We start from the raw sequence: 16982 nt of genomic DNA, 5'->3' as shown, positions 1-16982 counted from the left end.
AGTGATTCTTAGACTGTTCCTGTTCCGTCTCGGCGATTGGCGGGCCGTCGGCAATCGGTTAAGGTCTGCGCTGGGCTCGGAGAAAGTTCCGTGGATAAGAATCTCTACAGTTTCATACTGAAATACAGTCTCAGGCAGCAGGTCATCATCACTGTCCTGTCGCTGATCTCCTTCGTTCCTTACTACTACTACCTCAGCATGCCCAAGACGATCGTCAATCAGGGCATTGAGGGTAAGAACATCAGTTACCCGGTCGATGTGATGGGCTTGGGCCTGCTGCGACTGGATAACACCGATTACCTCTTGCTGCTCTGCGTCGGCTTTCTGGCGCTGGTGCTGGTGCAGCAGGGCTTCAAATACGCCATCAACTATTTTCAGGGCGTGGCTGGCGAGCGCATGCTGCGGCGGTTGCGGTACGAGCTCTACGGGCGGATTCTGCGCTTTCCGTTGCCGACTTTCCGCCGCACCAGCCAGGGTGAGATTATCCCGATGGTGATCGCCGAGGTGGAGCCCATCGGCGGTTTCATCGGTGAGAGCTTTGCCCTGCCGATCTTCCAGGGCGGCATGTTGCTGGTGATTTTCACCTTCCTGGTAATCCAGAACCCGCTGATGGCTCTGGCCGCTGTGGCTCTATACCCGATTCAGTTCTATTTCGTGCCGCGGATGCAGGCCAAGGTCCGGGCGCTCGGTCGTGAGCGGATCAAGAATCAGCGCCGCCTGTCGGACCGGATCGGCGAGACGATCAGTGGCGTGCCCGAGTTGCACACCCATGATGCTTCCAATCCGATGCTGGCCGAATTCTCGCGTCGGCTGAGCATCAGCTATTGGATCCGGGTCGAAATCTTCCAGCGCAAATTCATGATTAAGTTCCTGAATAATTTCATTCAGCAGCTTGGTCCGTTTTTCTTCTACGCCATCGGCGGGTATCTCGCCATCCGTGGCCATATGGATGTCGGCACCGTGGTGGCCGCCGTGAATGCCCACAAGGAAATGGGCGCGCCATGGAAGGAGTTGCTGAACCATTATCAGACCCGCGAGGACGTGAAGCAGAAATACGAACAGGTGGTGAGCCAGTTCGAACCCGAAGGCATGCGGCCCGCAGAGGATCAGACGGCCGAGCCTTCCGAGCCGGTTTCGCTCTGCGGCCCGATTGCCGTCTCTGGTGTGGTCCTCAATGACGATCAGGATCAGCCGATCCTGGAAAACCTCAGCCTGACCTTGCCCTGGCCCGCGCGCGTTGCCGTGGTCGGCGACCACGGACGCGACGAGATGCTGCAGTTGCTGGGCAGGATGATTGTGCCGGCGCGCGGCAAGATTCTGGCCAACGAACACAATCTCGCCGATTTGCCCGAAACGGTGACGGGACGCCGCCTCGCTTATGTTGGCGCCTCCAGCTATATTTTCAACACCACATTGGGCAACAATCTGTTTCTTGGCCTTCGCCATCGCCCGATGCAGCCACGCACGCGTGAGGGCGCCGAGCAGTCCCGCTTCGAGCGTGAGCTTGGCGAGGCGCTGGCGTCCGGCAATTCGCCCCATGATCCCGATGCCGACTGGACTGATTATGCCGCAGCTGGTGCCCGGGGTCCGGAGGATATCACGGCTGCGGCTATCGTCGCCCTGCAGACGGCGGCATTCGACGAGGATGTCTATCAGATCGGCATGCGAGGCACGCTTGATCCGGAGCAAAAACCGGAGATTGCCGAACGTGTGCTGGCGGCCCGGCTGGCTTTCCGGGAAAAGCTGAGTAACGGGGCTTTGGCCGACTTGGTCGAGAACTGGGATCCGGCCAGGTACAACAGCAATGCGACCGTGGCCGAGAACCTGATGTTTGGCACGGCGCGCAATGGTATCTACCAGGAAGACAATCTGGCTCGCGATCCGCACATTCTGAGCGTGCTGGATGCAGTTGGCCTGCGTCAGCGCTTCCTGGAAATCGGCTACGAAGTGGCCGGCACCATGGTGGAACTGTTCGCCGACCTGCCGCCAGAGCATGAATTCTTCCAGCAGTTCAGCTTCATTTCTTCCGATGACCTGCCCGATTACAAGGATCTGTTGCTGCGTACCAAGCCGGATGCGCTCGACCAATTGCCGGAATCCGATCGCATTCGTCTGATGTCTCTGCCATTCAAGCTGGTTCTGGCCCGCCACCGCCTTGGTCATTTCAATGAATCCGAGCGTGATGCTATCCTGAGGGGCCGCAAGATTTTTGCCGAGACCCTGCCATCCGAGCGACGGGATGCCATTGCTTTTTTCGATCCCGACCATTTCACGATTTCGTCCAGCATCGTCGACAATATTCTGTTTGGCCGGGTGGCTTATGGTCAGGCCCAGGCGCAGGAGAAAATCGGCCGCGTGATGGCCGATGTGGTCGAACAGATGCGGCTGCGTGAGCCGATCATCGAGGTCGGCCTGCAATTCGAGGTCGGTATTGCCGGTGCGCGCCTGACCGCGGCGCAGAGGCAGAAACTGGCCGTCGCCCGCGCGCTCGTTAAGCGTCCGGATTGGCTCCTGCTGTCGGAGGCGACGGCGACACTGGACCCCCGTAGCCATGCCCAGGTGGTGAAGGCCGTGATCGAGGCCCGGAAGGATGCCGGGTTGATCTGGTCTCTGCAGCGTGCAACGGATTGTGAGCTTTTCGACATGGTCGTCGTGATGGAACATGGGCGGGTGGCGCAGTTCGGGCCCTATGCCGAGCTCTGCGAGAAACACGGGCGCTTCAAGCAGATGCTGGCCCCAGCCTGATTTTGGTCTGATCCCGGCTTGAATGCGCCAAGCGGATGGAGAGTGTGACATGAGCCTGAACGAGGAAGTCGAGTTGCTGCGGCGGATTCCGCTTTTCGCCAAGATCGAAGCCTCCAAGCTGAAACTGCTGGCCTTTACCAGCCAGCGACTTACCTACAAGCCGGGCGATGTGCTGTTCCACCAGGGCGATCCGGGTGATGCGGCCTTTGTCATCATCGGAGGCGAGGCGGATGTGATGGTCGATGCACCCGGCGGCCAGCTCAAGGTGGCGCATCTCAAGCAGAATGATTTCGTCGGCGAGATTGCCATTCTCTGCGATGTGCCGCGTACCGCGACTGTGATCGCCGCCACCGAAGTGACAACGCTACGTATCGAGAAGGATCTGTTCTTTCGCCTGATTGCCGATTTCCCGCAAATCGCCATCGAGATCATGCGGGTGCTGGCCCAACGTCTGGAGCGCACCACAACCGATCTGCGGACTTTGTCAGCCAAGCTTAAATCCTGACGCCAGATGAGCCGGTTGGACAGTTTTATCCGGCGCCTGCAGGCGCAGCGCGACATCCTGAACTGGGCAATGGACACCATCGCCGGCAAGTCCGGCAATGTTTTGGAAATCGGCCTTGGCAACGGCCGCACCTATGATCATCTCCGCAGTCGGCTGGGACCGGAGCGGATTTACGCTTTCGACCGTGCCAATAACGCCAATCCCCGATCTCAGCCACTGGACGAGCGGCTGGTGCTCGGTGAATTCGCCGACACGCTGCCGGCTTTCGCTGCCGCCCATCCCGAGGGCGCGGTCCTGGTGCATAGCGATGCTGGTCTGGGCGACCTGGAAGCCAATGCCCGCCAAGTGATCATGATGAGCGGGATATTGCCCTCGCTGCTTGCTCCTGGCGGCGTACTGCTGAGCGACCAGAAGCTCAGCCATCCGGATTTGCGACTGCAACCTATGCCGGTGCCAATTCCGCCGGATCGCTACTTCGTGTATATAAAGGGCTGAGGGGGCGGCAAATCCCCCATCCAACCAACAGGGCAAGCGGGGGATCATGTCGGACGGCAAGAAACGTAAGATCGCCATCCTTGGCGGTGGCGTATCCGCATTGACTAGCGCCTTCTATCTGGCCAGCCAGCCGGGTGCGCAGGACAAATACGATATCACCGTTTACTGCATCGGCTGGCGGCTGGGTGGTAAATGCGCCACCGGCCGTAATCCGGAAAACGGCAATCGCATCGAGGAGCATGGCATCCATGGCTTCCTCGGCTCCTACTACAACACCCTCTCGATGATGACCGAGGCCTATCGGCTGCTGGATCGCCCGAAAGGCGCGCCGCTGGCCACTTTCGAGGAGGCCTTCTATCCCATCGATTCCATCCTGTGCTGGGAATTCCGCGATTACCGCTGGGTGAACTGGAAGATCACGGTTCCCCGCAACGACCTGAAGCCGTGGGAACCGGAATCGCTGCCAACGCTGCGGCACTGGATCAAGGCGCTGGTCGAATTCCTAGCCAAGCTGTTCGACAGCCATGCCGGGCATATTCCTTCGGCGGCGCTGGAATTCAGTGTCGCCCGCGGCCTGATGAACCGTCTGTCGGAAGAGGCCGACGCGATCGCGCAGGGCCAGGGTGGCACCCTGCTGAAAGCGGTCGACGATTTCTGGCTCTGGTTCAAACGCCAAGTGGAAAAGCTGGTCGAGGGCAACGATGCCCTGCGGCATCTATACATAACCCTCGACTATTTTCTCACCATGCTGCGCGGCATCATCAAGGATGACGTGCTGAACAAGGGCTTTGACCAACTCGATGACGAGAATTTCTCCGAGTGGTTCGCCCGCCATGGCGGGTCGATGCTCACCATCTCCTCGCCATTGGCGATGAACACGCCAAATCTATCATACCAGTATCCTGATGGCGATACGACGCGACCACCGGCCATGGCGGCCGGTGCCTATCTGCATTGGACGCTGCGCGAATTCGCCTATCTTGGTTCATTCGGCTGGCTGTTCGCCGCCGGCACCGGCGATACTGTGGTGGCGCCGCTTTATCAGCTGCTCAAGCGGTTGGACGTGAAGGTCGAGCTGTTCCACAAGGTACGCGAGATCACGGCCGGGCCGAACGGCGTAGGCGAGGTGGTGTTCGACATCCAGGCAACGCCGAAGGACAAGGCGAAGGGCTACGACCCGCTGATCGAGCTGCCGCTGCCGCAGTTCGGCGGCAAGACGCTGCCTGTGTGGCCTGACCGGCCGCTTTACGACCAACTGGTCGAGGGCGAAGCGATGAAGGCGGCCAACGTAGATATCGAATCCTACTGGACGCCATGGCAGCCGGTGGCCGAGAAACGGATCAAGGCGGGTGAGGATTTCGACACCGTGATTGCCGCGATGTCGATCGCCACGCTGCCGATCCTGGCGCCGCAGTTGATGCAGGCCAACCCGAAATGGCCGCAGATGGTGGGCGCGATCAAGACGGTGCAAACCCAGACCCTGCAGGTGTGGATGAAGCCCACGCTGAAGCAGATGGGTTTACCCTTCGATTTCAAGAATTACGACCGCCTGATCGGCGCCACCTTTGTCAATCCGATCGATGGTGTCGCCGATTTCTCCGACCTGATTCCGATGGAAACCTGGCCGGTCGACAACGCGCCGCAGTCTTTGTTGTATTTCTCTGGCGCCACGCCGCAATACGGCGCCCAGCCGGCCTTCGCCGATCATGATTATCCGAAGCGTGAACATGCCCGCGTGAAGCATCAGGCCCAGCAGTACCTGCAGGCCTGCATGGGCGCGCTGCTGCCCAAATCGGTGACCAACGCGATCAACCCGCCGGGCGACCAGATCGGCTTCGATTTCAGCCAGCTTGTCTGCCTGAAAGATGATGCCGCTACGCTGGGTGTGGCGCGACTGGAGCAGCAGTTCTGGAAACCCAATATCGACCCCAGCGAACGTTATGTCACTTCACCGCCGGGTAGCACCAAATACCGCCTCAAAGCTTGGGATTCAGGGTTCTCCAATCTGGTTCTGGCGGGCGATTGGACTTATACCGGCCTGAATGTCGGCAGCTTCGAAGGCGCCTGCATGGGGGGCAAACTGGCTGTGCATGCCATCGATCCGGCGGCAATGCCGTTGGAGAAGGTATATGGCTATCCGCCGAAGCAGGGGCCCCAGGCGGATAATCTCTGAAGCACTGGCTTGGCGCATCCTGGTTGGCTAGCATCGCGGCGATGCCACCGCAGAGGATGCCAGCATGGGTGCGCCTGGACCGCTCAATCTGATTACCGATGTGGCAGGCCTGCGGGTTGGGCATGCCGTCGACGAAAAAGTCCGCACCGGCGTTACCGTCATTCTGCCGGATAATCGCGCCGCCTGCTCTGTCGATGTGCGCGGCGGCGGCTCGGGCACGCGGGAGACCGACCTGCTGCGGCCAGAAGCCGCGATGCCGGCTGTGGATGCGCTTTGTCTCTCGGGCGGCTCGGCCTTCGGCCTGGACTCGGCATCCGGAGCGATGCAGTGGCTGGTTGAACGCGGCCGAGGTTTCGGCGTACGTGGGCATGTGGTGCCGATCGTGCCGGCCGCCATCCTGTTTGACCTCGCCAATGGCGGTGACAAAGCCTGGGGCAGGGAGCCGCCCTATCGGCAACTCGGATATGCTGCCTGCGAAGTCGCAACCGCCGGTGATTTTGCGCTGGGCAATATTGGCGCGGGCTTCGGTGCCATGGCCGGTCGGCTGAAAGGCGGATTGGGCAGCGCTTCCTGGCAGGAAGAGGACGGACTAGTGGTTGCCGCCCTGGTTGCGGCCAATCCGGTGGGTAGCGTGCTCACCCCGGGCAATGGTGCCTTCTGGGCCGCGCCGTTCGAGCAGGGCGACGAATTCGGCGGCCTGGGCGCTGCTCCGGATGCGGAGATCGCTCTCGGCATTGCCGCTGAATGCCGCATTGCCCGGCCGGCCCCGGCCGGGCATATGGGAGGGCATGTGGGCGGCCATACCTGCATCGGCGTGGTGGCCACCAATGCCACCTTCGACAAATCCGCTTTGCGCCAGGTTGCGGTCATGGCGCATGACGGACTCGCCCGGGCAATCCGCCCGGTTCATACGCCGATGGACGGTGATACGATCTTTGCGCTGGCCACCGCCACGTGGCAGGATCGCGGCGACGCGGCAGGCCGGGACTGGCAGATTGCTAGGACTGGCAGCATCGCCGCCGATTGCATGGCACGCGCCGTGGCGCGTGCTGTCTGGTCGGCCGAGCCGCTGGGAGAATTGGACAGCGCCAGGGGATTGCTGCGGCGCCAACAGGAGGAAAAACGATGATGCGAGGTTGGAAATACTTTTCTGCAACCATCGGGTTGGGACTGGCTGCGGCCATCACTGCCGCCCCAGCTCTATCGCTAGCGCAGGCGAAGAAGGACTCTCTGGTGCTGGCGATGACCTTGGAGCCGCCGGGTCTCGATCCCACCATCGCCCCGGCCGCCGCCATCGGCGAAGTGACGCATTACAACATCTTCGAGGGCCTGACCAAGATCCTGGAGAACGGCCAGGTCGGCCCACTGCTGGCCGATAGCTGGACAGTGTCGCCGGACATGAAGGTTTTTACCTTCAAGCTGAAATCCGGCGTGAAGTTCAGCGATGGCACAGCCTTCGATTCCGCCGATGTGAAATATTCCTTCGAGACCTATGGCGGGGAAAAGAGCACCAACAAGCGCAAGGCGGTGTTTGCCAATATCGAAGCCATTGCCACGCCAGATCCGCTGACGGTGACCCTGACGCTCAAGAAGGCAGATCCGACCTTCCTGTTCAGTCTGGGCGAAAACACCGCAGTGATCACCGCGCCGGAATCAGCCGCCACCAACGCGACCAAGCCGGTCGGCACCGGGCCGTACAAGCTGGCCGACTGGGTGAAGGGTGACTCGGTGACGCTGGTCGCCAGTGACTCCTATCGCAGCCCGGCGATGGTGAAGCTCAAGACCGTCAAGATGCGCTTCATCAGCGATCAGGGCGCCCTGGTGGCGGCGATGCGCGCCGGCGACATCGACGCCGTGCCGATCGGCATTACTGGTGAGAATGTGCGTGAATTCGAGAAGGACAAACGCTTCAAGGTCACCGCAGGCTCGACTGAGGGCGAGACCATGGTGATCATCAACAACAAGCGCAAGCCGTTCGACGACGTGCGGGTGCGTCGCGCGCTCACCCTGGCCATCGACCGCGCCGCGGTGATCGAGGCCGCTTCGGCTGGTTACGGCAAGCCGATCGGCAGCCACTTCCCGCCGCATGATCCGGCCTATGTCGACCTCACCAAGATGTACCCCTACGATCCGGCCAAGGCGAAAGCCCTGCTGAAGGAAGCCGGCGTGAACAACCTGGAGGTCACGCTGCGCCTGCCGCCGCCGCCCTATGCCAAGCCGATCGGCGAGGTGGTGCAGGCGATGCTCAGCCAGGTCGGTATCAATGCCAAGATCGAGAATGTCGAATGGGCGCAATGGCTGGATGCCACATTCAAGAACAAGAATTTCGACTTGACCGTGATCAGCCATGTCGAGCCAAACGACTTCGTCAAATATGCCGAGCCCAGCTATTACTTTCAGTACGACAATGCCGAAGCCCAGGCGCTGATCGCCAAGATCAACTCCACCCTGGACAAGGCGGAGCGTACCAAAGCTCTGCAGGACCTGCAGCGCCGGCTGGCCGAGGATGCCGTCAATGTCTACCTCTACAACCTGCCGCGGCTGGGCGTGTACAAGCAGGGCCTGGCCGGCTTCTGGGTCAACGCGCCGATCTTCGTCAACGACCTGACCGCCGTTTCCTGGCAGTGAATGCTGCCATCAGGCAACAAAAAAGCCCGCCTTCCGGCGGGCTTTTTCTTTGTCCGGATTGACGCGCGTCAGCGCACGAAGACATGCACTTCGTTGGTTGCCGCCTGGGTATTGCTGCCGGCCGAGACATTCACCCGGCTGGCCGGCAGGCCCATATCGGCCAGCGAACGGATTACGCGGTCGGCATTGCGACGCGCCTGGTTCTGGTTACTGGCAGTCTGCGCCTGTGTGCCGCCGGCGGCCACTGCCACCACGTCGAACACGGCATTCGGCTTGCGCGCGATCGCCTGCGACACGGCGTTGTAAAGCGCCTGCTGGTAGGGCACGTCGGCGCGATCGAAGCGGATCACCACCAGGGGGGTGCGGCCCGCCGTGCTGACCGGGGCTGCATTCTGGTCGATGGCGGCGAATTGCTGCGCGCCGGCATAGAAATTGGCGCGGTTGCCGAGGCCCGGGCCAAGCAGCTCGCCCTGCTTGATCGCGGCCGACAGCGTGGTGAGGTTGGTGCGCTCGGCGCCGATATAGTTGCTCTGGCGCGCCACGTCCTGGCTCAGTTCGCCCAGCAGGCGGTCGATCAGCACCACGGTCTTGGCGGTTTCGTCCTCCAGCACGGCCAGTTGGCGATGATCCTCGTCGATGGCGCCCGACAGGCTGTAGGTCGACTTGATCGACTGCAGCAGATAGGTCGACATCGCCGAATCGGCCGCCACCTGGTTGGCAAGATTGCTCATGGCACCCACATCGGCGGCCATACGGTCCAGGTCAGTTTGGGCCTGGGTCCACTGGCTGACCAGAATGGGATTGCCCGGAGTGGTACCCATCTGCAGGCGGGTGGAAACCGCTGCCACGATGCCGTGGTAGCGCTGGGAATTCTGGGTCGCGCTGCCGCGCACGCCCTGCAACTGCTGGTTCCGCTGGGTCACCTGCTGCTGCAGCTGCGCGAGTTCGCCGCGCATCTGCTGCACCTTCTGGCCCACATAGGTTCCAGTCGACTGGCCCGGCGTGACGCCAGGCACAACGAAATTGGTGGTGCCCAAGCTGGGGCCGGACTGACCCAGGGTCGGGTTCGGGTTGGCCTCGGCGGCCGAGGGCGGAATCTGCTGGCTCATCACCGGGGAAGGGCCGCCAGCCGGATCTTCGCCGGTTAGGGACGGCCACAGCTCATCGCTCACATAGGAGCAGCCCGAGAGCAGCAGGGCGAAGGACGCCGTGCTGGCCATCAGCAAGCGGCGACCAAACGCCAAATTACGAACAGGATTTGCCATGCCGCGCCATCTCGCGTTGATGTTTCTCGTCACTGGTCTGCTGGCCTGGTGGGCCCCCCGTCGCATCCGGTGACGGCGCTGGACCAGCAAGCCGCGCATGCCTTCTGCGAACCTCGGCATTGTAGGGGGGCGCAGAACCGCCCGCAAGCATCTTCTGCCAGTAGAATCCGAGGGTTGCGCCGGCTCAAAGCAATCCGGGATTGACCCTTGCGCAGCCCCGGCGAATTGAGTAGGTTCCGCCCCCGTTGCGGTACCACCGCCTGCGCGCTCGTAGCTCAGCTGGATAGAGCACCAGACTACGAATCTGGGGGTCAGGAGTTCGAATCTCTTCGAGCGCGCCATTTTCTCCTGAAAATCCATAGGCCTGCCAGCGTTCCGGTTTGTTCGGTTTATCAGTGACTGGGCAAAGTTTATCACTTGGTGCCGAATCGGGCCCTTCAGGCGTCCGAAAATCCGTTCGGCCCGAGTTGGTTCGCGACCGCAGAGCCGCCCTATTGGGGTATACCCAATCGAGACACAGTAAGAGATGCGCACGCCGTGCGCAGGTGCACTCTCGCTATTCAGCGTTCGACGCCGGCTTCCGCATGGCCTCCAGGAGGTGGCCGCTTAAGGCGAGCTTGTTTGGCGGACCTGGACAGCCGACCCCCGCTGGCTTCATTGGTCGAGCCTTTGCATGCTCATCAAGGATATTGCGGCGCCGCCTTATGCTCAGTGAGCGCGCACCCAGCATGAACCGGCATGGCTGCCGGTCTCAGGTCCCGCTGGTTCCTCCCGCAAACTTTGCGCGCTCGAGGGAGACACCGTTGGGGGCCTTCAGTCTCGGCAAACCCAAGGTCTGCGGGTGCCGGCCCCACACAAATAGCTTTAGGGTTTTGTCTCTGCTCATCTCTTAGTTGCCGTGGCAGTGAGTGGAATCGCTAAGGTGCAACGGTCCCGCACGATGTGCCCCCCACAAATACCGGCCTCATGCATGGTGGAGGGGGTTCGCACGAATTTTTTCGATATTTAGGTTCTATCTACGCTTCGAGCGCGTGAGGGGAGAGGCAGTGATCAACTGCGCAATCTTCTATAATCCCGGCATAGCGTGATTGTGTGGATCATGATTCGGCGAAAATGGCGTGTGACGAACGATAAGAGGAAGGCGATACTCGTGTACTTCCGTGCCATCGCTGCGGTCTCGTGGCCCGTGATGCTGCCGACTGCTTGCCGTGCCATGTCGTCCGCATGTCCAGCGGATCGTAAAATTTCCCACAGGCGTGTGGCAGCAGTATAGCGGGCACCATGTACGGATACAGTATCGGGCAGGCCAGTTGCGGCGATGGACTCACACTTATTGTCCGACTGGGACAAGCGCCTGTGGCGACATGCCAGAGCAACGGTCCTGCGCCCTAAGGGGAGGGGCAACACGCAGTTTTCATGAAATCTGGTCATTGATCGTGTTTTTCTATGTCTTTGTTCGATTATCCGCTTAAAAGACAATTTAAAGAGCAGGGTTGATACCGCCGCTGACATATAGGTTCTCGCCGGTGATATATGCTGCTTCATCGCTGGCAAGAAATACTGCGGCATTCGCTATATCCTCCGCCCGGCCCAGTCGTTTCAGCAGGGTTCGCTCCACATAGCAGCGGATCTGTTCGGCCGGCATGCGTTCGACGGCTGAAGTCTGAATAAGGGCGGCTGAGATACAATTGACGTTGATTACAGGTGCGAATTCCGCTGCGAGGCTGCGGATCAACGCCGCGACACCAGCCTTGGCCGCGGCATAGTTGGCCTGGCCGGCTTCCCCGGCCATGCTGATGCTGGCGATATTGACGATTTCGCCCCTGCCACCTTATCTGCATGCCGGGCACAAGCAGTTGCACGAAATTGCGTGTGCCGGGCAGGTTGAGCGACAGGCTTTGGACAAAGCGCTCCTCGCTAAACTCCAGGAAGGGGCGGTTCAGTATCGTGTCGCGAGTGCCGCGAACGACATTGACCAGAAGATAGATATTTCCGAATTTCTGCTGACCGTCTGCGACGATGGCTTCGCACTCTGATCGCTTGTGCATCGGCGCGTATTGTAACGATCCGTTCGCTGCCAGCGAGGCTCGACAAGTCGGCCGCCACCGTGGTTAAACGCACACCGGAGCAGTTTGACGCCGATCCCGAAATCACCCGCCGCTATCTGATGGTGGCGCAGGGGTAGGCAGGCCGAGACAGCAGATTTGTGGGTTCGACCCTCTCACCGCTCACCAATTTTCTTACATTCTGTATCGATGCTGATTGTCCGTCAGCCTGCCCCGCTTCTGTTGCAAGGAATGCGAAGCGGCAGTCATGGCCGTAGCGGGAATGGTGTCTTGTCTCAAACCATTCAGGCACACCTAGTGCTATCCTCATGGCAATGGCGATGCAAACAGAAGCTGTGGCATGCCACCTTCTATTGCCGCTTTCAGAGCATGAAGGTTCAGTGTCTACTACTATAGGCAGTTGACTCCCTGAAATCGGTTGCAGAAGTATCGATGGATACAGCTAAAGCGATTCGTTCGAGTCGCGGCCATCTAGGGGGAGTCGACCATGGCGACCATCACCGGCGATGCAACCGACAACCTTCTCGATGGCGCAGCAGGCATGGATGATATCCATGGTCTGGCGGGCAATGACACGCTGAATGGCGGCGATGGGGCCGATCTTCTCGATGGCGGCGAAGGTGCGGACACTCTGGATGGCGGCGCCGGCACGGATACAGCCACCTACGCCGGGTCAGCCGCGAGCGTGACAGTGAACCTGACGACCGGCACCGGCAGCGGCGGGGATGCCGAGGGTGACACTCTAACCAGCATAGAAAATCTCACCGGTTCTGATTACGACGATACGCTGATTGGCGATGGTTCCGCCAACGTGCTCGATGGCGCTGCGGGGAATGACACGCTGATTGGCGGGGGTGGCGCCGATACGCTGATCGGCGGCACCGGTACAGACACGGCCAGCTATGTCGGCTCGGCGGCTGGCGTGACGGTCAATCTTGCCACCGGCACAGGCATGGGTGGCGACGCCCAGGGCGATACGCTGAGTGGTATCGAGAATGTCACCGGCTCTGATGGAAACGATACCCTCACCGGGAATGGTGTGGCAAATGTGCTCGATGGCGGCGCGGGGAATGACACGCTCATCGGCGGCGGTGGCGCCGACACGCTGATCGGTGGCGATGGCACGGATACCGCCAGCTATGTCGGTTCCTCTGGCGTGAATGTCAACCTTACCACCGGCACCGGTTCGGGCGGCGATGCCGCCGGCGATACGCTCGCTGGTATCGAGAACCTGACCGGATCTTCGCAGGCCGACACGCTCACTGGTGATGCCGGTGATAACGTCCTTGATGGCGGAAACGGCAATGATGTCCTGGAAGGCGGTGCGGGCGCGGATACGCTGGTCGGCGGTAGCGGCACGGATACCGCCAGCTATGCAGGTTCTTCGTCTGGCGTGAATGCCAGCCTTGCCAGTGGCACCGGTTCGGGTGGCGATGCCGAAGGGGATACGCTCAATGGCATCGAGAACCTCGTCGGTTCTGCGCAGGACGATACGCTCACTGGTAATGGCAGTGCCAACACGCTTACCGGCGGAGCCGGCGCCGACAGCCTGAATGGCGGTGGCGGCACGGATACCGCCAGTTATGCTGGCTCGGCGACGGGCGTGAATGTCAGCCTCGCCAGCGGCACGGGCTCGGGCGGTGATGCTGAAGGCGATACGCTGAGCAGTATTGAGAACCTCATCGGATCGGCAAATGACGATACGCTCACTGGCGATACCGGCGGCAACACGCTTACCGGCGGGGCAGGCGCCGACAGCCTGAACGGTGGTGACGGTAACGACACCCTGGATGGCGGCACGGGCGATGACAGCCTCGATGGCGGGCTGGGCGACGATACGCTGACAGGTGGCGCGGGCGCCGATACGCTGGTCGGCGGCGATGGCACGGATACGGCCAGCTATACCGGCTCGGCGGCTGGTGTGACGGTCAATCTAGCCACGGGTATGGGCAGCGGCGGCGATGCCGCTGGCGACACGCTGAGCGGCATCGAGAATGTTACCGGTTCCGGCCAGGCCGATACGCTGACCGGTGATTCCGGGAGCAACGCGCTGACGGGTGGCGGCGGTGCCGATACCATCGATGGCGGCGACGGCGATGATCTTCTTGTTGGCGGCACTGGCGGCGACACGCTGATCGGCGGCAGCGGCACGGATACCGCGAGCTATGTCGGCTCCTCTGGCGTGAATGTCAACCTCGCCACCGGCACCGGTTCGGGCGGCGATGCCGCCGGCGATACGCTCACTGGCATCGAGAACCTGACCGGATCTTCGCAGGCCGACACGCTCACCGGCGACTCCGGTGATAACGTCCTTGATGGCGGAAACGGCAATGACGTCCTGGAAGGCGGTGTGGGCGCGGATACGCTGGTCGGCGGTAGCGGCACGGATACCGCCAGCTATGCAGGTTCGGCGAATGGCGTGGCGGTCGATCTGGCTACGAATACTGCGAACGGTGGCGATGCCGAGGGTGACACGTTTAACAGCATTGAGAACATCGCCGGTTCCGCTGGCAATGACAGCCTGACCGGCAATACCGGTAATAACAGGATCGATGGTGGTCTTGGCGACGACACGATCGATGGCGGCGCGGGCAACGACACGCTGATTGGCGGCGGCGGCGCCGATTCGCTGGTCGGCGGCAGTGGTGCAGATACCGCGGATTATGGTGCCTCTAGCGGAGCGGTTACGGTGGATCTGGCCGCCGGCACAGGATCAGGTGCGGATGCTCAGGGTGATGCCCTCAGCGGCATCGAGAACCTGAGCGGTTCCGCCTACGACGACACTCTGACGGGAGATGATGACGGCAACCTGATCAACGGTGGCCTAGGTGATGACGCGATCGACGGCGGCGCCGGTAACGATACGCTGATCGGCGGCGGTGGTGCCGACACGCTGACCGGCGGCAGTGGCACCGATGCGGCCGTCTACAGCGGTTCGCCGGGGGGCGTGACGGTCGACCTGTCGACCGGAATGGGCCAGGGCAGTGATGCCGAGGGCGACGCCCTCAGCGGAATCGAGAATCTCACAGGCTCGAATTTCGACGATGTGCTGACCGGCGACGCCGGCGCGAATGCCCTTGATGGCGGCGCAGGCAACGATCTTCTGACCGGCAATGCCGGCGCGGATACGCTGATCGGTGGCAGCGGCACGGATACCGCCAGCTATATCGGCTCCAACGGCAGCGTCATCGTTGACCTTGCGGCTGGAACCGGCCTTGGTGGCCATGCCCATGGCGACACTCTGGCCGGCATCGAGAACCTGATCGGTTCGGAATATGACGACGACCTGACAGGTGATGGCGGCAACAATGTGATCGAGGGGCATGGTGGCAATGATGCCATCCGTGGTGGCGACGGTAACGACACTCTGGATGGCGGCATAGGTAACGATATCCTGACCGGCGGCGATGGCATCGATACGCTGATTGGCGGTACTGGCGAAGATCACCTGGATGGCGGAGCCGGCAACGATACCCTGGATGGCGGCGATGGGGATGACGCCCTGACCGGCGGGGCCGGAGCCGACACGCTGGTTGGCGGTGCCGGCACCGATGTTGCGAACTATCTTGGGTCGTCTGAAGGCGTGACCGTGGACCTGGTGAATGGCACCGGCTCTGGCGGCGATGCCGAGGGCGATACGCTCACGGGCATTGAGGCGCTGATCGGGTCGACCCACAATGACGTCCTGATAGGCAACGGTATCGATAACGTTATCGTTGGCGGCGGCGGTCAGGACATTATTATCGGCGGCGGCGGCAGCGATACCACGTCCTACGCGTCCGCCACGGCCGGGGTCACGGTCAACCTGCAGATCGGCACCGGCAGCGGCAACGATGCCGAAGGCGATACCTACATCAATATCGAAAACGTCATTGGCTCGTCCTATGGCGATGTGATCATTGGCGGTTCCTCGGCCAATGCCACGCTGGATGGTGGCGACGGCGACGACACCATCATAGTCAATGCCTCAAACACCACCGTGATCGGCGGGCAAGGCGGCGATACGGTTTCCTATGCCACTGCATCGGCGGGTGTGACGGTCAATCTCCAGACCGGCGCCAGCACGAACGGCGATACCTTGATCGATATCGAGAATGTAATCGCCACGGAATTCGACGATCTTATTATCGGGGGCTCGACCGCCAATGCCACGCTGGATGGTAACGACGGGGACGATGTTATCGTGATCAATGGCTCGAATGTCACGGTCATAGGCGGCGGTGGCAACGATACCGTTTCGTACGCATCGGCTCAGGCAGGCGTGACAATCGATCTCCAGATCGGCGCCGGAGGCAGCGGTGGCGGCGATACGTATATTGACATCGAGAATGTGATCGCCACCGAATTCGGCGATGTGATCATTGGCGGTTCCACGGCCAATGCGACGCTGAACGGTGGTGGCGGCAGCGATACCATTGTGGTCAACGCGGCCAATACCACGGTGATCGGCGGCGCGGGATCGGACACCGTGTCCTATGCAGATGCGGCGGCAGGTGTGACCATCAACCTGCAGACCCAGTCGGGCGGCAACGGCGATACGTATATTGACATCGAGAATGCCATCGGAACCGAATTCGGCGATGTGATCATCGGTGGTTCCACGGCCAATGCGACGCTGAATGGCAATGGCGGCGACGATCTGCTTGTGGTCAATGCAGCCAACACCACGGTCATTGGCGGGCTTGGTTCGGATACGGCTTCCTATGCGAACGCGGAAGCAGGAGTCACCATAAACCTGCAACTCGGGACCAGCACGAACGGCGATACCCTGATCGGTATCGAGAACGTGGTCGGCACCGAATTCGGCGATGTGATCATCGGTGGCTCGACCGCCAGCGCAACGCTGGATGGCGGCGATGGCGACGATACCATAGTGGTCGGTGCTTCGAATACCACGGTGATCGGCGGTGGCGGCAACAACACGGTCTCCTATGCCGGGGCTGCGGCTGGCGTCACCATTGACCTGCTGGCTGGGCAGGGCAGCGACGGCAGCACCTATGTATCGGTCGGAAGCGCTATCGGCTCGGGCCATGGCGACATCATCGTGGGTGGCGCCAGCGCCGGCGTACTGGATGGCGGCGATGGCGACGACACCATTGTGGTGA

General features: G+C 61.3%; 10 protein-coding genes and 1 tRNA gene. 9 read left to right on the top strand and 2 right to left on the bottom strand.

Annotation, left to right across the window (positions count from 1 at the left end; genetic code table 11):
* The first annotated feature begins 90 nt into the window (after positions 1–90).
* The 6 genes from Q1J79_RS08330 to Q1J79_RS08305 all read left to right on the top strand — a co-directional run bounded on the left by Q1J79_RS08330 (position 91) and on the right by Q1J79_RS08305 (position 8546).
* Positions 91–2745 carry an ABC transporter ATP-binding protein gene (locus tag Q1J79_RS08330; RefSeq protein WP_300299137.1) on the top strand — a complete coding sequence of 885 codons (2655 nt, stop codon included), beginning with the start codon at positions 91–93 and terminating at the stop codon, positions 2743–2745.
* Between the two features lie 49 nt (positions 2746–2794).
* A complete protein-coding gene (locus Q1J79_RS08325; RefSeq protein WP_300299135.1) occupies positions 2795–3250 on the top strand; it encodes a cyclic nucleotide-binding domain-containing protein in 456 nt (151 codons plus the stop codon).
* Between the two features lie 6 nt (positions 3251–3256).
* Positions 3257–3745, top strand: a complete 489-nt coding sequence (locus Q1J79_RS08320; RefSeq protein ID WP_300299133.1) for a class I SAM-dependent methyltransferase — start codon at positions 3257–3259, stop codon at positions 3743–3745.
* Between the two features lie 46 nt (positions 3746–3791).
* Positions 3792–5918, top strand: a complete 2127-nt coding sequence (locus Q1J79_RS08315; RefSeq protein WP_300299131.1) for an NAD(P)-binding protein — start codon at positions 3792–3794, stop codon at positions 5916–5918.
* 64 nt (positions 5919–5982) lie between these two features.
* Positions 5983–7047 (top strand): P1 family peptidase, encoded by a 1065-nt coding sequence (locus Q1J79_RS08310; RefSeq protein WP_300299129.1) that lies wholly within the window; start codon positions 5983–5985, stop codon positions 7045–7047.
* Positions 7044–8546, top strand: coding sequence for an ABC transporter substrate-binding protein (locus tag Q1J79_RS08305; protein ID WP_300299127.1), 1503 nt, complete (start codon positions 7044–7046; stop codon positions 8544–8546). Before Q1J79_RS08310 ends, Q1J79_RS08305 begins: the two co-directional genes overlap by 4 nt.
* 68 nt (positions 8547–8614) lie before the next feature.
* Here the strand turns inward: Q1J79_RS08305 and Q1J79_RS08300 are convergent, their stop codons facing one another.
* Complete coding sequence (locus Q1J79_RS08300) at positions 8615–9811, bottom strand: hypothetical protein (protein WP_367182973.1); 1197 nt, start codon at positions 9809–9811, stop codon at positions 8615–8617.
* A gap of 264 nt (positions 9812–10075) precedes the next feature.
* On the opposite strand from Q1J79_RS08300, the gene Q1J79_RS08295 reads away from it, so the two are divergent.
* Positions 10076–10152: transfer RNA gene (locus tag Q1J79_RS08295), tRNA-Arg, on the top strand.
* 1139 nt (positions 10153–11291) lie between these two features.
* Here Q1J79_RS08295 and Q1J79_RS08290 read toward each other — a convergent pair.
* On the bottom strand, positions 11292–11603 hold the full coding sequence (locus Q1J79_RS08290; RefSeq protein ID WP_300299125.1) for an SDR family oxidoreductase: 312 nt from the start codon (positions 11601–11603) through the stop codon (positions 11292–11294).
* Between Q1J79_RS08290 and Q1J79_RS08285 the strand changes: the two genes are divergently transcribed.
* Together Q1J79_RS08285 and Q1J79_RS08280 are read left to right on the top strand one after the other, a co-directional pair.
* Entirely contained in the window at positions 11602–11847 is a 246-nt protein-coding gene (locus tag Q1J79_RS08285; protein WP_300299123.1) for a hypothetical protein, read from the top strand. The genes Q1J79_RS08290 and Q1J79_RS08285 overlap by 2 nt on opposite strands.
* Positions 11848–12364: 517 nt before the next feature.
* Positions 12365–16982: calcium-binding protein (locus tag Q1J79_RS08280; protein ID WP_300299121.1), on the top strand; the 4618-nt coding region annotated here is incomplete at its 3' end.

Origin of the sequence: Ferrovibrio sp., assembly GCF_029255545.1 — a bacterium.
Lineage (GTDB): Bacteria > Pseudomonadota > Alphaproteobacteria > Ferrovibrionales > Ferrovibrionaceae > Ferrovibrio.
This window is presented reverse-complemented; position numbering and strand designations above follow the sequence as displayed.

Excerpts from the sequence above, each read along its gene's own strand:
- Q1J79_RS08325 (WP_300299135.1), top strand. The coding sequence starts at position 2,795 with ATGAGCCTGAACGAGGAAGTCGAGTTGCTGCGGCGGATTCCGCTTTTC.
- Q1J79_RS08320 (WP_300299133.1), top strand. The coding sequence starts at position 3,257 with ATGAGCCGGTTGGACAGTTTTATCCGGCGCCTGCAGGCGCAGCGCGAC.
- Q1J79_RS08315 (WP_300299131.1), top strand. The coding sequence starts at position 3,792 with ATGTCGGACGGCAAGAAACGTAAGATCGCCATCCTTGGCGGTGGCGTA.
- Q1J79_RS08310 (WP_300299129.1), top strand. The coding sequence starts at position 5,983 with ATGGGTGCGCCTGGACCGCTCAATCTGATTACCGATGTGGCAGGCCTG.
- Q1J79_RS08305 (WP_300299127.1), top strand. The coding sequence starts at position 7,044 with ATGATGCGAGGTTGGAAATACTTTTCTGCAACCATCGGGTTGGGACTG.
- Q1J79_RS08300 (WP_367182973.1), bottom strand. The coding sequence starts at position 9,811 with ATGGCAAATCCTGTTCGTAATTTGGCGTTTGGTCGCCGCTTGCTGATG.
- Q1J79_RS08285 (WP_300299123.1), top strand. The coding sequence starts at position 11,602 with ATGCTGATGCTGGCGATATTGACGATTTCGCCCCTGCCACCTTATCTG.
- Q1J79_RS08290 (WP_300299125.1), bottom strand. The coding sequence starts at position 11,603 with ATGGCCGGGGAAGCCGGCCAGGCCAACTATGCCGCGGCCAAGGCTGGT.